Origin of the sequence: Streptomyces sp. UW30, assembly GCF_008042075.1 — a bacterium.
Classification (GTDB): Bacteria; Actinomycetota; Actinomycetes; order Streptomycetales; family Streptomycetaceae; genus Streptomyces.
The window spans coordinates 1,960,395-1,980,731 of record NZ_RDBN01000037.1 but is presented as its reverse complement, the minus strand read 5'-3'; the positions used below and the strand labels follow the sequence as shown (position 1 = coordinate 1,980,731).

The 20,337-nt window shown below is 69.2% G+C and carries 19 protein-coding genes and 1 pseudogene; 3 read left to right on the top strand and 17 right to left on the bottom strand.

The annotated features are described in order from the left end of the window. Positions 1-52 precede the first annotated feature (52 nt). Positions 53-553, top strand: a complete 501-nt coding sequence (locus EAO75_RS27825; RefSeq protein ID WP_147997743.1) for a MarR family winged helix-turn-helix transcriptional regulator — start codon at positions 53-55, stop codon at positions 551-553. A gap of 86 nt (positions 554-639) precedes the next feature. After that, positions 640-1,089 carry a DUF6174 domain-containing protein gene (locus EAO75_RS46085; RefSeq protein ID WP_187284588.1) on the top strand — a complete coding sequence of 150 codons (450 nt, stop codon included), beginning with the start codon at positions 640-642 and terminating at the stop codon, positions 1,087-1,089. 160 nt (positions 1,090-1,249) lie between these two features. Here EAO75_RS46085 and EAO75_RS27820 read toward each other — a convergent pair whose 3' ends face one another. From EAO75_RS27820 to EAO75_RS27800, 5 genes and pseudogenes are all read right to left on the bottom strand, one after another. Then, on the bottom strand, positions 1,250-2,257 hold the full coding sequence (locus tag EAO75_RS27820; protein WP_147997742.1) for an RNA polymerase sigma factor: 1,008 nt from the start codon (positions 2,255-2,257) through the stop codon (positions 1,250-1,252). Positions 2,258-2,442: 185 nt separating this feature from the next. After that, a pseudogene (locus EAO75_RS27815) lies at positions 2,443-3,036 on the bottom strand (excinuclease ABC subunit A); the annotation flags it as partial. A 154-nt stretch (positions 3,037-3,190) separates the two neighbouring features. Continuing rightward, the gene (locus tag EAO75_RS27810) at positions 3,191-3,913 is read right to left on the bottom strand and encodes a hypothetical protein (RefSeq protein ID WP_147997741.1); all 723 of its coding nucleotides are present in this window, start codon (positions 3,911-3,913) and stop codon (positions 3,191-3,193) included. Positions 3,914-3,940: 27 nt separating this feature from the next. Further along, the gene (locus EAO75_RS27805) at positions 3,941-5,818 is read right to left on the bottom strand and encodes a sialidase family protein (RefSeq protein WP_147997740.1); all 1,878 of its coding nucleotides are present in this window, start codon (positions 5,816-5,818) and stop codon (positions 3,941-3,943) included. A gap of 232 nt (positions 5,819-6,050) precedes the next feature. Then, positions 6,051-6,338 carry a hypothetical protein gene (locus tag EAO75_RS27800; protein WP_147997739.1) on the bottom strand — a complete coding sequence of 96 codons (288 nt, stop codon included), beginning with the start codon at positions 6,336-6,338 and terminating at the stop codon, positions 6,051-6,053. A 279-nt stretch (positions 6,339-6,617) separates the two neighbouring features. Here EAO75_RS27800 and EAO75_RS27795 point away from each other — a divergent pair, with 279 nt between their 5' ends. Beyond that, positions 6,618-7,601, top strand: a complete 984-nt coding sequence (locus EAO75_RS27795) for an amidohydrolase family protein (protein ID WP_147997738.1) — start codon at positions 6,618-6,620, stop codon at positions 7,599-7,601. 83 nt (positions 7,602-7,684) lie between these two features. Here EAO75_RS27795 and EAO75_RS27790 read toward each other — a convergent pair whose 3' ends face one another. From EAO75_RS27790 to EAO75_RS27735, 12 genes are all read right to left on the bottom strand, one after another. Further along, entirely contained in the window at positions 7,685-8,776 is a 1,092-nt protein-coding gene (locus tag EAO75_RS27790; protein ID WP_222723984.1) for an alpha-hydroxy acid oxidase, read from the bottom strand. A 72-nt stretch (positions 8,777-8,848) separates the two neighbouring features. After that, the gene (locus EAO75_RS27785) at positions 8,849-10,186 is read right to left on the bottom strand and encodes a PLP-dependent aminotransferase family protein (RefSeq protein ID WP_261989428.1); all 1,338 of its coding nucleotides are present in this window, start codon (positions 10,184-10,186) and stop codon (positions 8,849-8,851) included. Positions 10,187-10,189: 3 nt separating this feature from the next. Then, positions 10,190-11,101 (bottom strand): prephenate dehydrogenase, encoded by a 912-nt coding sequence (locus EAO75_RS27780; protein ID WP_147997737.1) that lies wholly within the window; start codon positions 11,099-11,101, stop codon positions 10,190-10,192. After that, the gene (locus EAO75_RS27775) at positions 11,101-12,018 is read right to left on the bottom strand and encodes a phytanoyl-CoA dioxygenase family protein (protein ID WP_147997736.1); all 918 of its coding nucleotides are present in this window, start codon (positions 12,016-12,018) and stop codon (positions 11,101-11,103) included. The genes EAO75_RS27780 and EAO75_RS27775 overlap by 1 nt, the downstream gene beginning before the upstream one ends. Before the next feature lie 52 nt (positions 12,019-12,070). Next, positions 12,071-13,135: a 4-hydroxyphenylpyruvate dioxygenase gene (gene hppD / locus EAO75_RS27770; RefSeq protein ID WP_147997735.1), complete on the bottom strand. Its 1,065-nt coding sequence runs from the start codon at positions 13,133-13,135 to the stop codon at positions 12,071-12,073. A 46-nt stretch (positions 13,136-13,181) separates the two neighbouring features. After that, a complete protein-coding gene (locus EAO75_RS27765) occupies positions 13,182-13,700 on the bottom strand; it encodes a flavin reductase family protein (RefSeq protein WP_147997734.1) in 519 nt (172 codons plus the stop codon). Positions 13,701-13,766: 66 nt separating this feature from the next. Beyond that, complete coding sequence (locus EAO75_RS27760; protein WP_147997733.1) at positions 13,767-15,011, bottom strand: MFS transporter; 1,245 nt, start codon at positions 15,009-15,011, stop codon at positions 13,767-13,769. A gap of 52 nt (positions 15,012-15,063) precedes the next feature. Next, on the bottom strand, positions 15,064-16,308 hold the full coding sequence (locus EAO75_RS27755; RefSeq protein WP_147997732.1) for an acetyl-CoA carboxylase biotin carboxylase subunit family protein: 1,245 nt from the start codon (positions 16,306-16,308) through the stop codon (positions 15,064-15,066). 3 nt (positions 16,309-16,311) lie between these two features. Beyond that, complete coding sequence (locus EAO75_RS27750) at positions 16,312-17,535, bottom strand: ATP-grasp domain-containing protein (RefSeq protein WP_147997731.1); 1,224 nt, start codon at positions 17,533-17,535, stop codon at positions 16,312-16,314. After that, a complete protein-coding gene (locus tag EAO75_RS27745; protein WP_147997730.1) occupies positions 17,532-18,590 on the bottom strand; it encodes an LLM class flavin-dependent oxidoreductase in 1,059 nt (352 codons plus the stop codon). The genes EAO75_RS27750 and EAO75_RS27745 overlap by 4 nt, the downstream gene beginning before the upstream one ends. A gap of 19 nt (positions 18,591-18,609) precedes the next feature. After that, positions 18,610-19,854 carry an ATP-grasp domain-containing protein gene (locus EAO75_RS27740; RefSeq protein ID WP_147997729.1) on the bottom strand — a complete coding sequence of 415 codons (1,245 nt, stop codon included), beginning with the start codon at positions 19,852-19,854 and terminating at the stop codon, positions 18,610-18,612. 180 nt (positions 19,855-20,034) lie between these two features. Further along, on the bottom strand, positions 20,035-20,241 hold the full coding sequence (locus EAO75_RS27735) for a hypothetical protein (protein ID WP_147997728.1): 207 nt from the start codon (positions 20,239-20,241) through the stop codon (positions 20,035-20,037). Positions 20,242-20,337 lie beyond the last annotated feature (96 nt).

Sequence of the window (20,337 nt, the reverse complement as noted above, 5' to 3'; positions counted from 1 at the left end):
CCCTGCACGCTAGCCGATACTCCAAATTTGAACAACAGATAGACTCGAATTCATGGCCGACCACTCCGACTGCCCCTCCGCCTCCGGCGACGGACTCCTGCCTGTCGAGCTGCACGCCTGGATGCTGATGCTGGCGGCGACAGGAGCCGTCGAGCAGGAGCTGCGCAGTGTCGTCAAGGAACGGCTGGACGTCTCGCACGACGAGTTCCTGGTCCTGTGCCTGCTCGCCGCGGACCCCGGCGAGGCCCTGCGCATGACCCGGATCGCCGAGCTGCTGGGCCGCCCGAAGACCCGCCTCACCTACCAGATCGCCTGCCTCCAGCACGCCGGCCTGGTCACCCGCAAGTCGGTCTGCGGCGACAAGCGCGGCGTCGAGGTCGCCCTGACCGAGAAGGCCCGGAGCCTGCTCAAGGAGGCGTCCGCGGCCCTCGCCGAGACGGTCAAGGAGGCGCTGACGCGGTTCATGGGCCCCTCGCAGCGCCAGGCGATGTGCGCGCTGATGCCCGACTTCGTCGCGGCGCCGGCGCCGGCTCCGGCTCCGGCTCCGGAGTAGTCCGCGGCACGCGAGTCGAGGCGCCGTCGAACGTTCCCCGCCCGAGCGGCGTCATAGCGGTACTGGTCTTCGAGGGGAGTGCCGCCATGACCGCCGTACCCGTTGCCGCCCGCGTCGTGTCCCGTGCCGTACTGGTCGCGGGCCTGGTCGGCGCGGTCGCCGGCTGCGCGACCGGGACCGAGACCCCCGTCTCCTGGCGGGAGCCCGACTCGTACGCCTACACGCTCCGGTCGAGCGAAGGGGAACGGAGCCTGATCGGCTCCTTCCGGATCACCGTCCGCGACGGCGGCGTGGTCAAGGCGGTGGGCCTCGACGACAGCGGCCGACGCGTCGTCGAGGCCGACCCCGACGCGGTGCCCACCATCGGGGAACTCCTGGACGAGCTGGAACAGGCCCGGCGGGACCACGCGGACACGGCCGAGGCCGAGTACGCGGCCGACGGGCACCCGGAGCGGATCACCCTGGACTGGATGGAGAACGCGATCGACGACGAAGCGCTCTACACCATCAGCGACTTCGCACCGGCCGACGGCTAGGGCCTGTCGTTTGGATCAGGCCGGCCGAGAGAGGCTGCGCCTTTCAGCCCACCCCAGCGGGGCGATGGGGGTCCCCCTGCTCGAAGAGCTTGGGGGAGGGCGTGCCAGGCCCCGCGACTCCGGGATGATCCAAACGACAGGGCCTGGGCCGGGCGTCGCCTCAGAGGTCGTCGAGGTAGTCCCGCAGCGTTTGGGAGCGGGACGGGTGGCGGAGCTTGCTCATCGTCCTGGCCTCGATCTGGCGGATGCGTTCGCGGGTCACGCCGTAGACGTGGCCGATCTCCTCCAGGGTGCGGGGGCGGCCGTCGGTGAGTCCGTAGCGCAGGGAGATGATGCCGGCCTCGCGGGCGGTCATGCCGGTCAGCAGGCCCCGGACGGCGTCCTGGAGGAGGAGGTGGGTGACGGACTCCCAGGGGCCGGGCAGGTCGGTGTCCTCGATGAGGTCGCCGAACTCGCCGTCGCCGTGCTCGCCCAGGGCGGCGTGCAGGGAGACGGGTTCCTTGGTGTAGGCGTCGAGTTCGACGAGCCGTGCCACCGGGATCTCGGCCTTCGCGGCGAGTTCCTCGGGGGTCGGCACGGTGCCCGTGTCCTGCATCAGCTCCCGGCGCGCGCGGGCCACCCGGTTGATCGCCTCCACGGTGTGGACGGGGATCCGGATGGTGCGGCTCTGGTCGGCGAGGGCCCGGGTGACGGCCTGTTTGATCCACCAGGTCGCGTAGGTGGAGAACTTGAAGCCCCTGGCGTAGTCGAACTTCTCCACCGCCCGGATGAGACCGGCGTTGCCCTCCTGGACCAGGTCCAGGAAGTCCAGCCCGCGGCCGGTGTAGCGCTTGGCCACGGAGACGACCAGGCGGAGGTTGGCCTCGGTCAGGTGGGCCTTGGCCCGCCGGCCGTCCTCGACGAGTGCGGCCAGCTCCTCCCCGGGGTGCCCGCTGCGCCCCTCCGCCAGCAGCCGCTCGGCATACAGTCCGGCCTCGATGCGGCGGGCGAGGTCCACCTCCTGCTCTGCCGTGAGCAGCCGGACCCGGGCTATGAGGCGCAGGTAGTCCTTGACCGGGTCGATGCTGGCGCCCTGTGCCGTGAGCTGCGGCGGCGGACCGTCGGTCTCGTCGTCGTACGGCGACGGCGGCGCGGTCCCTGCCGTGGCCTCCTTCTCCAGCACGCTCATGTGGCCTCCGTCCGCAGCGCCTTCAGGTACCGGCCCGTGTGCGATCCGGGGTGGGCCGCGAGCTGTTCCGGAGTGCCCTCGGCGATCACCCGGCCGCCTCGATGGCCGCCCTCGGGGCCCATGTCGATCAGCCGGTCGGCCGCCTTGACGACGTCGAGGTGGTGCTCGATGACCACGACCGTGGCCAGGGCCTCGGAGATGGTCGACTCCCGCCCGTCGTCACCGGGTTCACGATCGACGAACTCCACCCCGACGACCCCGCCGGCCGGCCCCAGCGCGGTCTCGACGGACTCGGTCAGCCGCTGCCGCAGGCCCGGCCTGACCGCGAGCCGGACCCGGACGCGGCTGAAGCCGTCCGCGCTCAACTGCCGGAAGACCTCACGGTGTTCGCCCTTGCGGTCGCGCACGGCAGGGGCCGGCAGCTGGAAGCGGGTGCCCTCCGGGTGCTCCGGCAGGTGGTCGTAGACCTCGGTGATGGTGCCGACCGTGGAGCGCGGGCTCCGTCCGGTCGTCTTCTGGTCGATGGCTGTCGCCGGGGACAGTCCTTCGATGGCGTCGACATCGGGCTTGTCGAGCTGTCCGAGGAATTGCCGCGCATACGCGGACAGCGATTCCACATAGCGTCGCTGTCCTTCCGCGAAAATGGCGTCGAACGCGAGGATCGACTTACCCGGCCCGAAAACGCCGGTGAATACGATCAGTGAGTCCCTGGGAAATTCCACGGACACATCACGGAGATTGTGCTGCCGGGCACCCTTGACGACGAGTCGACTGCTCACTCATTCGAGGCTACCACCGTGAAACTCCCGTGGAGGGCCGCCCGGGAGCCACTTTCGCTGTGATGAACGTCGCGCTTGACAGGTCTTTCGGTGGTGTGGGCAATGAAACCGGGAAAAAATCTTCCCGTATTCGTGCGCGACGTATTCGAGCGTTTCAGGGGGTGGGCCTGGGGTCGATCCACAGCGCCTCGGAGACCGCGCACAGTTCGCCCTCGGCCGTGGCGAGCGCCGCGCCCATCAGGTGTTTACGGCCGGATTCCGACAGCAGCCACGCATACGAGATGTGCGGCTGACCCGTGGCGACCGGCCGCAGAATCGTGCCGGTGAGGGCCGCGGTGACCGCACCCGGGCGCAGGGTGCCGAGGAAGCGGCCCGCCCAGTGTCCCGGGCAGTCCAGGGCGCCCCAGACCAGCCGCTCCGGGAGCAGGCCGTCCCGGTCCGCGAAGGTGTGGGACGGGGTCCAGGCGGAGGCCACGAGGCCGAGATCCGGGACCGGGGTGCCGTGCACGCGCAGACCGCGGTCGGCGGCGCGCAGGCCGCAGCCGAAGCAGTCGACCACACCCGTCGGCGGCGCCGCCCGGAACCTCTCGGCCGCGGCGGCCGCCTCGTCCCAGGAGGGCGCGGCCGGCGCGTCGAGCGACAACTCGGCGGGGCGCGCGGCGGCAAGGGGCCGCTCGGCCTCGCCCAGCTCCACTCCCCCGTCCGCCGTTTCGGCGATCCGCACGGGCACCTCGACCGGCACCGGCCCACGGAAGTCCACCCGTACGGTCCGCGCCCCGGACCTCTCCGCCAGCAGGCCGGCGACGTAGCCGCCGAAAGCCACCTTGGGATAGCCGATGTACAGCTCCGGCACCACGATCGCGTCACTCGTCGTCATGATCCCCACCTCACCACACCCAGGACGTCAGCCGCCCGCGGTCACCTGGTCCAGCGGCAGCCACAGCGTGGTGTTGGCGGACGGGCCGAGGTTCGTCTGGCGTACGCGGGTGAGCTCGGCGTCGGTCAGGGACCGGTTCCAGACGCGGACCTCGTCGATGCCGCCGGTGAAGAAGGCCCGGCTGTCCATGCGCTGGCCGATGTGCACGCCGAAGGGCGAGTTGCGGCTGAGTGATCCGGACACGTCCGGTGTGCTGATCTGCCTGCCGTCGATGAAGAGGGTGAGCCGCCCGCCACCGCGGCGCAGGGCGAGGTGGTGCCAACGGCCGTCGTTGTGCGCGGCGGTGGTGCTGACGGACGCCGACCGCACGGTCGTCGCGCCGCTGCGCACCGTCATCAGACCGCGCACCCGGTTGCTCGCCGGTTCGCCACGCAGCCAGAACTGGGGCTGGGCGCCGCCGATGCCGCCCATCCACAACAGTGGCTGCTCACCGGTGCGACTGGTGTAGCGGAACCACAAGGAGGCGGTGAAGTTCCCGGTGCCGAGCTCCAGTTGGGGGCGGAACGGCAGGCGCACGGCGTCGTTGGCGCCGTCGAAGGCCAGGGCGCTGCCGAACACGCCCGCCGTGGGCGAGGCTCCGCCGAGTACGCTCGCGCGCTGGGCGGACGGGGCTCGGTCGGCCGTGGTCGGGTCGGGGCCGCGGCGCGGTTTGAGCCATTCCTCGTTGAAGCGGGCGAAGCGGATCTCGTCGCGGGCGTCGACGGTGCCGCCCTCGTACATCAGGCCCACCACGTCGCCGCCGATGTGCACCAAGTCGGAGTAGCCCGCCCAGTCCTGGGACACGACGGTGCCGCGGTCCACGCTCTCCCAGGTGTTGCCGCCGTCGTAGGAGGAGCGGATCATCATGGTCCGGCGGCGGTCCGGGTCACCGGGGCAGGACAGCAGGAGGCGGCTGCCCAGTTGCAGCGTCGACCCCTGGACCTGCGGAGTGTAGAGGTCCGGGAGGGTGCGGAATCGGTTGGTGAAGGTGTCGCCGCCGTCCTGGCTGAAGGTCTGGGTGCGGTGGCCCAGATCGGTGCCGTCCTGCTCTCGGCCGCTGACCAGGATGGTGCCGTCGGTGCGCTCGGTGAGGGTGACTTCGGACGGCTTCTGGCGGAAGGTGCCGTCGGTGGCGATGGGCCAGGAGTCGGTGCCGCGCCTGCGCCAGGTGTTGCCGCCGTCGTCGCTGACCATGACGGCCGCATGGTTGGCGGAGACCCGGCTGCCGTTCCAGGTCTCGGCGTTGACGCCGAAGACGAGTCGGCCGGGGTGGTTGCCGCGGGTGAGCTGGATCCCGTGGACGGGGCCGGTGGCGTACCAGGAGTTCCAGCTCGGGGGCATGATCTGCGCGCTCAGGTCGCGTGGTCGGGACCAGGTGCGGCCGTCGTCGTCGCTGTACTGCAGATAGGGGCTGCGTTCGCACGGGGTGTCACAGCTGGCGCCGTTCGCGCTGGCCGGGTTGTGGGTCTGCGGGAGCAGGATGCGGCCGGTTGTGCGGTCCACGACCGGGGCCGGGTTCCCGTGGGTCTCGCCGCCGCCGTCAGTGACGACCTGGAGCGGTCCCCATGTGCGGCCGCCGTCGGTCGACCGTTTCAGCACGATGTCGATGTCTTCCGCGTCACCGCAGGTGCGGTGACGGCCCTCGGCGAACGCGAGGAGTGTGCCCTGGACGGTCTGCACGACCGCCGGGATCCGGAAGCACGCGTAACCAGGGTCCTGGGACGCCCTGAAGATGACCCGCTGCTCGAACAGCGGTACGGCCTTGGCCGGTTGGGCGTGGGCTGGGCCCGCGAGGGCCGCCGTGGTCGCCATGACGACGCCCGCGGCGAGGTCGACTCTCAGACGTGTGCGAAGCCTCGACGACATGGAGGGCCCTTCATTTGTGGCTTTTGTCCGAATATCTCCCGTCCAACTTATTAATGATTGATCGCATTTGACGGTAGTGACACGCCCGGGCGCACCTTCGAGTGGAGGCACCACCGCGACAAGGCGAACACCTCGGCGAAGGCGCGGAGTTGGGGGCCCGCACACAACAGACAGGCGGCCAGCGCCGTGCGCTGACCGCCTGCAACCCCTCTGTGGCGACGTAGGTCGCGTCTCAGAAGGCGGTGTTGCTGCAGCCCATCGTCGAGCCGAGGTGGGTGCTCTGGCTGGCCGGGTTGCCCTCGCCGTTGAGGCCGTTGCCCAGCACGCCGTTGAGGATGCCGACGACACCGAGGATGTCGAGGTTCAGGTCGTGGGACTTGCACTGGGTGCTCTGCGTGACGTTGTAGCTGTTGCCGCGGCCGTCGCCGTCCATGCCCGCGGCGTGGGCGGAACCGGCGGTCAGGGCCGTGATGCTGCCGAGGGCGGCGACCAGGACGGCGGCCTTACGAAGCTTGTGCATGCTCATCTCCGGTGAAGCGAGGTGGACGCGTTACGTGGAGGATCGACTCCTTACCGATAAGGGACATTAGTGAGAAATGACCCAAATCATCCTTTGACGCGCCGGGGTTCATGATCTCTCCCTCTTCTCGCCGCCCAAGTGGCCGGGAGATGCACGCCGCGATCACCGGAAGGACCCCAACACCCGAACCTCCTTGCGATGGAAGGAACACAAATGCCCCGATAAGATCCTTTTGTGGCGTCGTCCCGGTAGTACGGCATCGAGGAGGCTCGAACGGGCATGCCAGTTCCCGAACACACGAACCCGGGACGCATCGACGTCCACCAGCACGTCATCCCGCCCACCCGCGGCCAGGCGATCGCCGGCCGTGCCGCGGCAGTCGGCTGGCCCGCGCCGACGTGGGACGAGAGCAGCGCGATCGCCATGATGGACCGGCGCTCGATCGCCACCGGAATGCTGTCGTACGCCGCGCCGCTCGCCGCCCCCGACGACCCCGCCACCGCACGCGAGGTGGCCCGCAGCGTCAACGAGTACACGGCCGAGCTGGTCAAGAACCGGCCCGACCGCTTCGGCCACTTCGCCGCCCTGCCCCTGCCCGACGTGGACGGCGCGCTCGCGGAGGCGGCCCACGCCCTGGACGAACTGAACGCGGACGGCGTCATGGTCCTGTCCAACGCCCACGGCCGCTATCCGGGCGACCCCGAGTTCGAGCCCCTGTGGGCCGAACTCGACGCCCGTTCCGCCGTGGTCCTGGTCCATCCGACCGCTCCCCCGGGTGCCCCGCTCCCCGACGTGCCGCCTCCGCTCGCGGACTTCCCCTACGACACGACCCGCGCCGCCCTGCACATGACCATGCGGGGCGTGCCACGCCGCTACCCCCGGATGCGGATGATCCTCCCCCACGCCGGCGGCTTTCTGCCGTACGCCGCCCACCGGTTCGCCCTCGCCGCGCGGCTGCGCACGGACGCGACCGTCGACGGGAGCGCCACGACGCCCGAGGACTTCCTCGCCGACCTGCGGCGCTTCTACTTCGACACCGCCCTCTCGACCGGGCCGTCGGCCCTGCCCTCGCTGCTCGCGTTCGCCGCGCCCGACCACATCCTGTACGGCAGCGACTTCCCCATGCTTCCCGAGGACTGGGGCACCGACTTCGACACCGCGCTCGGCGACTACCCGCACTGGGAGCCGGGCCGACTGCACGCCGTCAACCGCGGCAATGCCGAACTCCTCATCCCGCGCCTCGCCCAGGCACGAGTGATCTAGCTCCAGGACGCCGACAGGCCCCCGCGCCGAGGCGTCGGGGGCCGTCCAACTGGCGCCGTGACGCGGAACTCTCCCGCCTGCGATCAGCGCCCGGGGCCGCACACGGGATGTGCGACTCCGGAGGGTCCGAAGTCGGCGACCGTCGGTGCGCCCATCAGGGCCATGACCTCCTCGAAACCGTCGATGAGCAGGCGCAGGACCCCTTCGACGCCCTCGGCGCCGGAATGGGAGAGGCCCCAGAGCGCGGGCCGTCCCGTCAACACCGCGTCCGCGCCCATGCACAGGGCCTTGGCGATGTCGGCACCGTGCCGGACCGCCCCGTCGAGAATGACCTGGCAGCGCCCGTCCACGGCAGCCACGATCTCCGGGAGGCACTCCGGAGCGCTCCTGGCGAAATCGAGCTGCCGACCACCGTGGTTGGAGACGATCAGCCCTGAAATGCCGTGCTTGACGGCCAGCTCGGCATCCTCTCCCGTCAGTACGCCCTTCAACACCACCGGCAAGGGCGTCACTTCGTGCAGCCAGGCGAGGTCGTCCCAGGTGATGGAGGAATCGAACTGTTCCATCGAGTGCCGTGCGATGGCCGATTCCCCGTCCCGGCTGCCGTGGGATGCGGACATGACCTCCGAGGACAGGTTGACCGCCCGTATGCCGGGGGGAACCGCGAATCCGTTGGCGGCATCCCGTGGGCGATGCGCGACCCTGGGCGCGTCGACGGTGAGGACCAGCGCCCGGAAGCCTGCGGACTCGGCCCGTCGGATCAGGTCCGCCATCAGGTCACGGCGCTTGAGCCAGTACAGCTGAAGCCACAGGGGGCCGCTCGCCGCCGCCGCGATGTCCTCCAGGGTCCGGCTCGCGAACATACTGACGGTGAGCAGTGCGCCGACCTCGCCCGCGGCCCGTGCCGTGGCCACCTCGCCCTCCGGGTGGGCGAGTTGGTGGTAGGCCATGGGGGCGATGCCCAGCGGAGCCGCCAGCTGCGCGCCCAGCAGTTCGGTGCGGGGGTCGCAGCGGGAGACGTCGACCAGACAGCGGGGCCTCAACTGGATGCGGTCCAGAGCTTCTCGCCCCGCTGTCAGCATCGACTCGGTGCCGCTGCCGCCTGCGAGGAAGTCCCAGACCGGTCCCGGCAACCGCTCCTTGGCCGCTGCCTCGTATGTGCGCAGCGTCAGCACCTTGTTCTCTCCGTTCTCCGTACGGTGAATAGATATCGGTCACGCATCGCCGCCAGGCGGCTCGTCGATGAGCTACGCCGTGATCTGCGCGGTGATCTGCGAGGTGATGAAGGCGGCCAGCCTCGCGATGCCCTCGGTGATCATTTCCGGGCTCTGGGCACTGCACGACAGACGCAGCTGCCGGGTGCCGCCACCGTCCAGATGGAAGTCGCACATCGGGGTCCACAGCACGCCGAAGGCGCGCGCGGAGAGTTCCAGGGCCTGGTGGTCGGCGGCGAAGGGGACGTTGACGACGACGAAGAAGCCGCCGTCCGGACGATTCCAGGAGATGCCGAGCCCGGCCCGGCGTGGTGCGGGGAAGTGCCGCTCCAGTTCGTCGAGCAGCGTGTCCATGTTCGTGCGGTAGTAGGCGATGGCCCGGGAGTTCGCCTCGCGCAGTCGGCAGTCGCTCTCGATGAGCAGTCCCCCGATGACGGCCTGGCTGACGGCCGAGGTGTTGACCGTGGTCATGCTCTTGATCTTCGAGAGCTCGTCCGCGAGCAGGGAGCGCCGGCCGGCCGGACCGATGACCTCCTGGTCGGCGATGACGTAGCCCACCCGGGCTCCGGGCAGCGCCGTCTTGGCGAAGGACCCCAGATGCACCACGCGTCGGCCGCGGTCGAGCGCCTTCAGCGTGGGGCGGGCCGGCCCGGTCCGCACGAAGAACCCGTACGGGTCGTCCTCCAGGATGAGCAGGTCCTCGTCCGCGGCCACCTCCAGCAGACGCTCCCGGGCCGCGAGGGGCATGCTCGCGCCGGACGGATTGGCGAAGTCCGGGACCGCGTAGAAGGCCCGCGGGCGTTCACCGGCCTCCTTGCAGGCCCGCACTGCCGCCCGCACCGCCTCCGGGTCGGGTCCGCCGGGGCCTTCGGGCACGGGGCGCACCCGGATGCCCAGGAGCCGGGCCACCCCCGTGATGCCCACGTAGCACGGCGAGCTGACCAGCAGGGTGTCCTCGGGCCCGGCGAAGAGCGCCCGCAGGGTGAGGAGCATGGCCTCCTGGCAACCGGTCGTCACCACGACCGCTTCCGGCGGGACCTGAATCCCCTCGTCGTTCGCGACGGTCCTGGCGATCAGTTCGTGGATGATCCCGTTGGTGCGGCCGTACTGGAACAGCTGGGTCCGGACCTGGTCGTGCGACCAGCCGAGCTCTTTCTCCAGGTACGTGGTGTACGTGAGCAGATGGCGTGCGAGGTCCTCCGGTTCGAAGTCGCCCTCGGTCGGCCGGCCGGGGGCGAAGGAGATGGCGTCGGGGAAGCGGCCGACGACCTCGTTGAGGAAGTTCATCGCGTCGAGGACGGGGTCGCTGAGCGATCCGTGCAGCTCGGCGAGCGGCAGGGCCCGCGGAAGCGGCGGGGCTGCTTGTGTCACGGCTCAGACCCCTCTCGGCGCGGTCGCGTAGGCCGTACTCAGGCTCGGTCCGGCCGTGCTGCGTGCGGGGATCCGGGCCCGGCCCTGGATGCCGCGGACCAGGGCCGTGGAGAGCCGGTCCGTGTGGGCGCGGCGCTGCTCCGGCTCGCGGGCCGTGCCCAGCCCCCGCAGGGCGTCGACCACCAGGTGCAGGTCGTGTGCGAACTCGGCGAGGACGTCGGCGACGGGCGCGGCGTTCGAGCCGAGGATGTCGGTCCACAGCTCGGCGCTGCCGCCGGCGAGGCGGGTCACGTCCTGGAGTCCCTGGCCGGCGAGTCCCAGCTGGGACGGGTCGCCGTGCAGCAGACGGGCCGCGAGCAGGCTCGACACCAGATGGGGGGCGTGGGAGGTGAGCGCGACCGCCCGGTCGTGCTCCGCGTGGGCCATCACGACCGGGCGGGCGCCGCACAACTCGGCCAGCCTCCGCGCGCGTTCGACGGTCTCCACGCGTGTCTCCGGGGAGGGGGTGAGCACCCAGGGCCGTCCGTGGAACAGGTCGTCCTTCGCCGCGAGCGGCCCGGACTGCTCCCGGCCGCCCATGGGGTGCCCGCCGACGAAGCGGGTCAGGTCGCAGCCGGCCCGGGCCGCCTGCCGCTGGGGCAGCTCCTTGACGCTCGCCGCGTCGGTGAAGTCATGCGCGAGCTCCTGCGACTGATGTTCCTTCAGCGCCGCCGCCACATGCTGCGGTGGCACCGCGAGGACGGCCAGATCGACCGGTTCACGGGGTCTTCCCGCGATACCGGCCCCGACGTCGGCGGCCATGCGGGCCGCCTCCGGGTTCGTGTCGATCAGATACGTGGTCACGCCCCGGCCCCGGAGGGCCAGGGCGATCGAGGTACCGATCAGGCCGGTTCCGACCACTGCGGCACTACGCATCAGTGATTGCTCCACAAAAGAGGGAGGAACTCGGGGTCGGTGTAGTCCGGAGTGCCCTCGGCGGTGCGTCGGACGAGCACGTCGTGGTTGTAGGAGACCTTGGTACCGTCCGAGCGGAAGAAGTCGCGGTAGCGGTTCTCGCCGTCCTGCAGGTGGAACGAGATGGCCCGGCGCGGACGGTCGCTGACGTTGGCACCGCTGCCGTGATAGGTGCGGCAGTGGTGGAAGTTCACGTGTCCCTTGGGGATGAAGACCGGGATCTTGTGGACCTCGACGCCGTTGTAGGCGGCGTTCTCCTCCAGCATCTCGTCCAGCTCGGAGCGGTCGCGCTCGGCGAAGTGGAGCGAGGTGGCGTCGTTGTCGGCCGTCTCCTTCCACACGTGACTGCCGTCGACCATCGTGATGGTGCCCATCTCCTCACCGCAGTCGTGGAAGGGGATGAACGCCGTCAGCATGCGCTCGGAGGTGGAGGTGGACCAGTAGTGCCGGTCGAAGTGCCAGGGCACGATGTTCGACTGCTCCTGCGCCGCCGGCGGCTTGTAGATGAGGGTCGACTGGAACACCCGGATCTGCTCGGACTCGGCGAGCCGTGCGGCCACGGCGCCCAGCAGCGGCTTGCGCAGGATGCGGCCGATGGTGTCGTCCTCGTAGTGGATGTAGTCGTTGTGCCGCTGGACGGGGCCGTGCTCGGGCTCCCAGTACGCCAGCTTGGGCGGGCGGGCCGGCAGCGTGCGGTCACGGTGGCCGGCGTAGAAGCGCTCGCTGGCGGCCTCCAGCTGCTCGACCTCGTCGTCGGTGAACAGCTTCTTCGACAGGTACCAGCCGTGCTCCGCGTAGAAGGCGACGTCCTCGTCGGTCGGGAGGAGACCGAGTTCCTCGTCGGTCAGGGTGAAGTTCGGGGAGTCCTGCACAGTCATGGTCTTCCTTACGCGTACGTGGGTCGTTGAACGGATGCGCGGGGTACGCGGGTCAGGAAGCGGCCTTCTCGCGGGCCACGGCCTCGTAGAGGGCCTTGATGTTGCCGCTGCCGAAGGTGCGGGCGCCGTGCCGGTCGAKGACCTCCCAGAAGTAGGTCTTCCGTACGTGCTGGGACTGGCTGAAGATCTGGAACACCTGGCCCCAGTGGTCCTCGTCGATCAGCACGTTGGTCCGGCGCAGGTCCTCGACCTGGAGGTTGGAGCGCGCGAAGCGCTCCTGGAGCTGGTCGTAGTAGGAGCCCGGGGTCTGAAGGAACTTGACGCCCCTGTTCCCGAGGGTCTCCACGGTGCCGACGATGTCGTCGCACAGCAGCGCCAGGTGCTGGACGCCGGCGCCGCCGTGGCGGGCCAGGAAGGTGTCGATCTGCCCGGGCTCGCGGTCGGTGACGGGCTCGATCAGGGTGAAGGTGACCTTGCCGGACGGGCTCTGCACCACCTTGGAGTCCATGGCCTGGGTGCCGACCTCGATGAACTCCTCGAAGATCTGGGAGAACCCGAAGACCTTCTCGTAGAAGGCGACCGTGGGCCGGAGCTGGCCCGCGGGCAGGCAGATCGCGGCGTGGTCGACGGTGCTCAGCAGGTGCTCGCCCTCGTCGGGGTCCGGGGCGATGATGTCCATGACGCCGGGCAGGAACTGCTCGCGGTCGCCCGAGCGCTGGACGAAGCGGTGGGCCACGTCGCCGAAGCCCAGGACCGACGCGGTGACCACCTCGGTGCCGTCCTTGCTGTGGACGGCGGGCGGCTCGACCGGGGTGGCGCCCCGCTCCACCGCCAGCTCGAACGCCTTGGCGGCGTCGGTGACCTCGAAGGCGATGTTGGCGACGCCGTCGCCGTGCTGCGCCACGTACGCCGCCGCCGGATGGGCGGGGCTCAGCGCGGAGGTGAGGACGATCTCGATGCCGCCCTGCCGCAGCAGCAGCGAGCGGTGATGCGGCTGCCCGGTCTCGGGCCCGGCCTGCCCGCATATTCGGAAACCGAACGCGGTGCAGAGATAAAATGCGGACTGCTGGGCGTCCCCGACGTAGAACTCGACGTGGTCTACGGCTCCGATGTCCATGCCATGCCTTTCTGTTTGAATTATCGACTGGCGACGCCGGCACCTTTTACAGGGCCGACAGTTCTTCTACATCGACATTCTGTGGCGACCAGACTCCGTAGTCGCCCCGACGGTAGAGCAGTGGTTCACGGGGGAAGACGGCGCTGCCTTCCACCCGGGCGATGAAGAGCCAGTGGTCGCCCACCTCGATCGCGTTCTCAACCCTGCATTCCGCATAGCTGAGTGCGACGTCGATGAGCAGCGGCGCGCCTTGAGCGATACCCGAAGGCCGCCATTCGAAATTCGCGAACTTATCCGTGGCCTTGCTCGCAAAAACCTGCGAGGCGGCCCGCCCGGACGCAGCGAGGAAGTTCACCGCAAACGCCTGCGACGACATGATCGCCGGCAGCGTCCGCGAGCCCTTGCCCACGGAGATGAGCAGCGACGGCCGCGCTGCCGACACTGCGCACACCGCGTTACTGGTGAATCCGAACGGCTCCCCTTCTCCATCCGTTGCGGTGACGACCGCAATCGGGGTCGGGAAAGAGCCGAAGAGTTCGCTGAACCGTGCAGAACCCACGTCCATCAAGTTCCTCCGCGGAGCAGCTCGTGATTCGATTCTGGATAGACAGTTGTCATTGACGTGTCTTTACTATTCTGCATTCGCGCCCACGAGAGATTCCTCCCGTGCGGCTATTGCGTGGCCGAATGCGCGCACCGTCAACGGCAGCATGATCGCCCCGAATCCGGTGAGTGCCACGGCCAGTACGAGGACAAGCCGTTGCGGGCTCACGCTTGATCCGGAGCCGGCCACGAGAAGGCCGGCGATGGGCAGGGCCAGCATGTTGAGCAGATAGAACGGCCCCATCACCTTTCCGAGGTGTTCCTCCGGAAGGACCTTGATCCGCTGCGTCCGGTTGAAGACGTTGAAGTACGTCACGCCGACCATCGCCGCGACGAACGCCGGGGCGTACAGCAGCATGGACGAGGCGAATCCGATGAGCAGGAGGCAGGCGCACAGAAGCGCGAGGCCGAAGACTCCGAGCATCCGGACGTCGACGTATCTGAGCAGGAACGGAATCACCAGGAGATTGACGATTCCGAGTACGCCGATGCAGATGTTGAGCAGGGCGAACGACGATTCGGGGGCGTGGAACACGCCCGTGACGAGTGCGGCGTTCGCGGCGAGCACCGTGGCGAAGACCAGGTTGATCGAGAAGTTGAGGGAGGCCAGCAGGACGAGCGGCCTGGTGCGGACCAGGAGCGACCAGCCCAGACGCAGTTCGGCCAGCGTCTCGCGCGCTCCGCCGCTGCTGGGCGTTCGCAGCCCGCGAGGCAGCGGCAGCCAGCAGACCGCGGCGGCGAAGAAGACCGCCCYGGCACCCCCGAGGAGCCAGACCTTGTCGAGGAAGGCCACACCGAGCATGGCCAGGGCGGGGCCGACGGCCATGGCCGAGACCTCCATGCTCTGGACCAGGCCCTGGATCTTCGCCAGTTCGGTGCCCTTGGCGAGTTGCGGCACGACCTTCTCGACGGACATCCGTACCGGCGCCATCAGGAGCGAGAGCAGCGCCCCGGACGTCATCAGGATCGGCGTCAGCAGGGACGGGGCGGCCAGACAGCCGACGAGGGCGCCGGTGAGGACGACGCCACGGCCGGCGGTGACGATCGAGAACAGCCGTGAGCCGCCGTCCCGGTCGGCGAGGAGTCCCGCGAACGGATACGCCAGCAGGGCCGGAAGCCACTCGATGGCGTAGGCGAATCCGAGAGCGGATACCTCTTCGGTGTCCTGGAAGATGAGCAGAGGGACGGCGAACAACACCATCTGCTCTGCGACGATTCCGAGAAGGACACCGCAGGCGAAAAGCCTTTGGTGCAGCGCTGATCCCGTGGTCATCAGATTGGTCGCTCCCTTTTGCTCCGCCGGCCGCAGCCCGGCGGGAGACTCGTCACTCCGATACCGGAACGACTTCGATGTGGAATCCAGCGATGATCTTCCGAATGTCCTCTTCGACGGCCGCCTCGTCGCCGGTCAGGATGAACCGCCCGCTGTGCACCGCGTCGTAGCTGCCGCCGGGCTGCAGTACTTCACCGGGGCTGGGCACCAACTCGCGCCAGATCGTGCCGAATTCCTCACGCATGGGAGTCGATGTGACGACCCGCGCCGGAAGACCGTCCGGTTTCGGGATGATCAGCCAGCCGCCCGACGGGTCGCCCGACATCGGCGGGAGCGTCACCTTCTCCTCGCAGAGTGCGTCCAGCCAGACCTGGAAGAGGTTGACCCCGAAGAGTTTTTCGGTGAGATACGGCACTTCGGCTCCGCCGATACGGCCTGCGATCTCCAGGAAGACCAGGTCTTCGTCCGGGGTGACGAAGAGTTCGAGATGGAAGGGCATGGAGGTCATGCCGAGAGCCGCGATGCACCGCCGCGCGAATTCCTCTATGCGGCTGCGCAACGGCGACGCCTGCACGACCACCGAACCGAGCGGTTGCCCGCCGGCCTCGAAGGCCAGACAGTCGTTGATGTAGCGGGAGACCGCCATGAACGGGATCTGCGCGTCCTCGCCCGCGAATCCGTCCACGTGGTGGATCGTCCCGTCGATGAACTCCTCGAGTTCGTAGTCGCCGGTGTCGATCTGTTCCAGCAGCGTCGTGAGCGTTTCTTCGTCGTCGACGCGGTGAACTCCCATGCTGGCCGCGCCGGACACCGGCTTGAGGATCAGCGGGAACCCGGTCGTCCTGGCGAACGTCACCGCGGATTCGGCGGTGTCGCAGGAAGCGAATCGAGGCACACGAATACCGGCCTCGGCGACCAGCTCCTTCATCCGCAGTTTGTTGCGGTAGACCGCCACGTCCTCGGTGCGCGGTCCGGGAATGCCCAGTGCCTCGCGGACCTCGGCCGCTATGCCGAGCGTGAACTCGGACACCGCGATGAGCCGGTCGACCGGGCCCACCTGGTCCGTGACCTTGCGGACCGCTGCGCACAGCGCCTCGAAGTCGTTGACATCGTCGATCTCGACGAGTGCCGCGATCCGTGCGGGATCCGCGAGTACGCCGGTCGCGCCGGTCGGGTCGACCACGTAGCTGACGCGATGCCGCTCATGGTCGATGAGCTCCTCGAAGCGGCCGAGCGAAAAGTCCCAGCGCTGTCCGTCGGGGAACCTGGGCCAGCGATTGACGACAACAATGTGCACGGGTCACTCCTCAGTCGCCACGGGAACCGTCTTGATCGACAGGGTTCGCCGCGTGAACTCGATTGCTTCTTCCAGTTCCTCGGGCGAATCCGCGGCGAGCACCGCGTAGGCGGTCCGCTGCAGGGAGGAGGAGGCCGGTGCGACGGTGTCACCGACCGCCACCCTGAACGCGGCGTCCACGACGGCCGGGTGATCGCGGACCGCGTCCAGCCCGTCGAGGGCGATGACCTCGCCGGGGTCGGAGACCACGAACAGGCTGGCGGCGTGCCGTACCGGACCCTGCGGCGGCGGTGGCAGTTCGGCACCGACGGCGAGTCGCACCACCATCTCGTGCCAGTCGATGCCGTACGCCAGGGAGCAGAGCTCCATGATGTAGTCGCCGGGTGTGCGGACCGCCACCTCCATCACCGCGGGCCCCGCACTCGTCATCCGGAACTCCAGATGGACGATTCCCGTGCGCATCCCGATGGCCGCGAGGACGGATCGACCTAGTTCGGCGACCTGTTCGGCGTCCGCCGGCGGCAGGGGCGCGGCGACCCGATGCGCGAGCTCGATGAAGTGGGGCGGGCCCGTCGTGGTCTTGGCGGTCAGGTTCGAGAACCAGATCTCTCCGTCCCGAACCAGGGCCTCCCAGCTGTACTCGGGTCCGTCGAGCGCGCTCTCCACCAGGAGCGGCCGCTGCGCGGCCCGTCGCGCCGCGGCACGGTCGAAGGCGGCTGCGTCGGCGAGAAGTTCGACGCCTTCGCTGCCGGCCGAGGACAGCGGTTTCACCACCACGGGGAGGCGGGCGCCGGCCCACTGGGCCGAACCCTGCAGGTCGTCCGTGAGGAGGTACTCGGGCTGGCCGATCCCGTGGGCGCGAAAGCGTCCGCGTTGCAGTGCCTTGTTCCGCGAGACGACGGCGGCCTGGAGCGACGGTCCGGGCAGTCCGAGGCGATCCTGGGCCATGGCCGCTCCCAGGACGTGCGATTCGGTGAACGCGAGGATTCCGTCCGGCCGGTTGGCCTGCGCGGCGGCGTGGACGGTCTCGGCCCACAGCTCGTCCAGCGAGCCGTACTTGCCCTGGCTCGGCTCGACGGCGTCGACCAGGTCCTCGATCGCGCCGGCCCAGTCCTGCGCCTCGATGGCGCGTACCCGCAGGCCCAGTCGCCGGGCGGCCGCGACGTACGGCCGGCCCATCATGCCGACGCCGACGAGCAGAAGCTCCCGGTCACCGTGCTCGCTCATGACGACTGCTCTTCGAGGCGCCGGATGAGGGGGAGCACATGGGTGAAGAAGGTGCGCATCTCGTCCCGGGTCGGCCAGCCCGAGAAGATGAACTCGCTGATGCCCGCGGCCTTGTAGCTGTGAATGTAGGTGGCCACTTCTTCGTAGCTGCCGACGATGCACAGCGCCGGACCGCCGCGGTAGGCCACGGCGCCGGTCCAGATGAAGGGCGACAGCCACTCGTCGGTCGCTTCGTCCGCCAGCTTGTAGGAGGACTTCACCGCCTCGGAGTCGGTCGTGTCGACCCACTGGCGGATCCATGCCGCGTGGTCCTCGTCCGGATTGCGCATGAGGCGAGCGAGTTCTGCCACCGCCTCCTCGCGCGTGGGCCGGGCCAGCACGTGCATTCGGGTGCCCACCCGGCGTCCGCCGTCGATGACCGGCCGGGTCGCCTCCGCGATGCCCTCGGGAGTGTCTCCGTAACGCAGCCAGCAGTCGCCGGAGGCCAGCGCGGTCTGCTGGGCGACGCCGGACGCCCCGCTGATGTAGATCTCGGGCCGTCCGCCGCCCTTGTGGCCGAGGCCCAGCGCCGCGTCCTTGATGGAGTAGTGGTGACCGTCGAAGCTCAGCGGCGACTCGCCCTCCCAAAGGCCCCGGATGATCTCCAGGAACTCGTTGCAGCGCGCGTACCGCTCGTCATGGCTGAGGAAGTCGCCGTAACCGGCCTGCTCCGCCGGTGAGATGCCGGAGACGATGTTGAGGGAGATACGCCCGTCCGACATCCAGGACAGGGTGTTGACGACCTGCGCGAAGAGGGTCGGCGACATCAGGCCGGGCCGGTAGGCGAGCATGAACTTGACGCGGTCCGTCACCTGCGAGAGAGCTCCGAGCACGGGGAGCGGGTCGGGCAGGTAGTTGGAGATGCCGAACAGCAGGCTGTCGACGCCGAGTTCTTCGGCCTCCTGGACGAAGTCGATGACCTCGCCCATGTCGAGCTTGCCGATCTTGTACGTATCGGTCGGCGTCGCCTGCCCCGTGTCGGGGGGCGAGCACCAGTGAAAGCGCAGATCGTCCATGTTGGTTTTCCCTTCCATTTCAGGCGCCGAGAACGCGCACACGGTCACCGATCTCGGACCAGCGTTCGTGGGCCTCTTCGGGGGAATCCGCGGTGAACACGACGGCGGCGATCCGGCAGCTGTAGTCCGCTTCATCCGTCTTGATGCCGGCGCCCGGTTCGATGAGGACGGGACTGGCCACGACCCACGGCTCGGTGGTCAGTTCCTCCCAGCCGTCGAGCCGCGAGTACGAACCCGTTCCGCCCGCTGTGAGAAAGCGAATTCCGGCCGCCTTCGCGACCGGCTCCCGGTGCGCCTGCGCGCTCACCGGATCGGCGCCGGTGAGGTCGGCGAGGACCCGTCCCGGCAGCGCCAGGCCGGTGGCCATCTCCATGAGCTCGGTGATCTTGTCACCGGGCAGGCGTGCGGCCACCTCCATGAGGACCGGGCGGCCGTCGTTGAGACGCAGCTCGCAGTGGAACGGCCCTGTCGTGATCCCCACGGCCTCGACGACGCCCGTCGCGTACGAGGCGATCTCGTCGCGGGTGGGGGTGTCGAGCGGAGCCGGCGTGAGGTGTCCGAGCTCCAGGAAGCGCGGCTCGGGGCCGAGCAGCTTCCGCGTGACGGCCACGACGACGACTTCGCCGTCGCGCACATAGCCGTCGGCGCTGTATTCCGTACCGGGCACGTACTGTTCGAGGATCGCGTCGGTGGTGAGCGCCCGGTCGAACTCGAGCCCTTCCTCGGCGTGCATCGCGGCCATCGCCGCGCGAGCCTCTTCCACGCTGTCGACGCGCGAGACGTGGACGCTGCCGCCGGAATCGACCGGCTTGATGACGGCGGGGAAGCCCACGTACGCGCAGGCCTCGTCGATCTCGGTCAGCTCGCGGACCACGGTGAACTTCGGGACCTCCAGGCCGGCCGCGGCCACCGCCTCGCGCATCCGCGCCTTGTGCCGGACCTTGTCGACGGCTGCGAGGTCCAGACCGGTCAGTCCGAGCCGGGCGGACAACCGCGCGGCGGCCGGCACGTAGTACTCGCCGCCGGCGACAACGGCATGGATCGGGTTGCGCTGGTGGGCACGCTCGACGGCTGCCTCCAGGGCAGCGTTGTCATTGGTGTCCACCGTGAGTATCTCCGTCGCCAGAGATCGCACGGCGTCGGCGACTTTGCGGCCCTCGTTCTCATAGGAGGCCACCACGACGTCCCAACCGAGGGAACGGGCATGCACGACATAGGCGTTCGCGGAGAACGCCGGCTGCACCACCAGGACACGATAAGACACAGAAGTTCCTCGAAATCTAGCTCGGTGAATGAGATCGGGCCGCGAAATGTCGCGCAAATCCTCGGTAATCCGGGGAGGTTGACCGGCCGATATTCCGCCCGACCCACCGGTCCTGTTTCCGAGCAGCTACACAGGTGCCGCCCATACGTGACGCCGGTTCATCCGTGACGCGATTCGGGGTCAGGCGGCAACGCCGGGCTTTGCCCCGTTCCAGCCGACGTCTCCGGCGTACACGGAGGTCGCGCCGGTGCCCTCGGCCGTCGGAACTCCGACCGAGGCCACCGACCACAGGCCGAGACCGAGGGTTAACGCGAAGGCCGCGCCGGCGACGTTGCCGCGGAACACGGGACGGGCGGCGCGAGTGGACACTCGCAGATCCTTCAGCATGAAATCCAAGCTCCTCTTTCAGTTTGCTCAACTGGCAGGGAGGTTGGACCGGATCTCTCCCCCCAGAGACCTTTCGGTGCCTCCAATATTTCGCGG

Coding starts and splice junctions, on each gene's coding strand:
- EAO75_RS46085 (WP_187284588.1), top strand. CDS start 640: ATGACCGCCGTACCCGTTGCCGCCCGCGTCGTGTCCCGTGCCGTACTG.
- EAO75_RS27775 (WP_147997736.1), bottom strand. CDS start 12,018: ATGACTGTGCAGGACTCCCCGAACTTCACCCTGACCGACGAGGAACTC.
- EAO75_RS27780 (WP_147997737.1), bottom strand. CDS start 11,101: ATGCGTAGTGCCGCAGTGGTCGGAACCGGCCTGATCGGTACCTCGATC.
- EAO75_RS27825 (WP_147997743.1), top strand. CDS start 53: ATGGCCGACCACTCCGACTGCCCCTCCGCCTCCGGCGACGGACTCCTG.
- EAO75_RS27800 (WP_147997739.1), bottom strand. CDS start 6,338: ATGCACAAGCTTCGTAAGGCCGCCGTCCTGGTCGCCGCCCTCGGCAGC.
- EAO75_RS27750 (WP_147997731.1), bottom strand. CDS start 17,535: ATGAGCGAGCACGGTGACCGGGAGCTTCTGCTCGTCGGCGTCGGCATG.
- EAO75_RS27795 (WP_147997738.1), top strand. CDS start 6,618: ATGCCAGTTCCCGAACACACGAACCCGGGACGCATCGACGTCCACCAG.
- EAO75_RS27810 (WP_147997741.1), bottom strand. CDS start 3,913: ATGACGACGAGTGACGCGATCGTGGTGCCGGAGCTGTACATCGGCTAT.
- EAO75_RS27765 (WP_147997734.1), bottom strand. CDS start 13,700: ATGGACGTGGGTTCTGCACGGTTCAGCGAACTCTTCGGCTCTTTCCCG.
- EAO75_RS27745 (WP_147997730.1), bottom strand. CDS start 18,590: ATGGACGATCTGCGCTTTCACTGGTGCTCGCCCCCCGACACGGGGCAG.
- EAO75_RS27820 (WP_147997742.1), bottom strand. CDS start 2,257: ATGAGCGTGCTGGAGAAGGAGGCCACGGCAGGGACCGCGCCGCCGTCG.
- EAO75_RS27805 (WP_147997740.1), bottom strand. CDS start 5,818: ATGTCGTCGAGGCTTCGCACACGTCTGAGAGTCGACCTCGCCGCGGGC.
- EAO75_RS27735 (WP_147997728.1), bottom strand. CDS start 20,241: ATGCTGAAGGATCTGCGAGTGTCCACTCGCGCCGCCCGTCCCGTGTTC.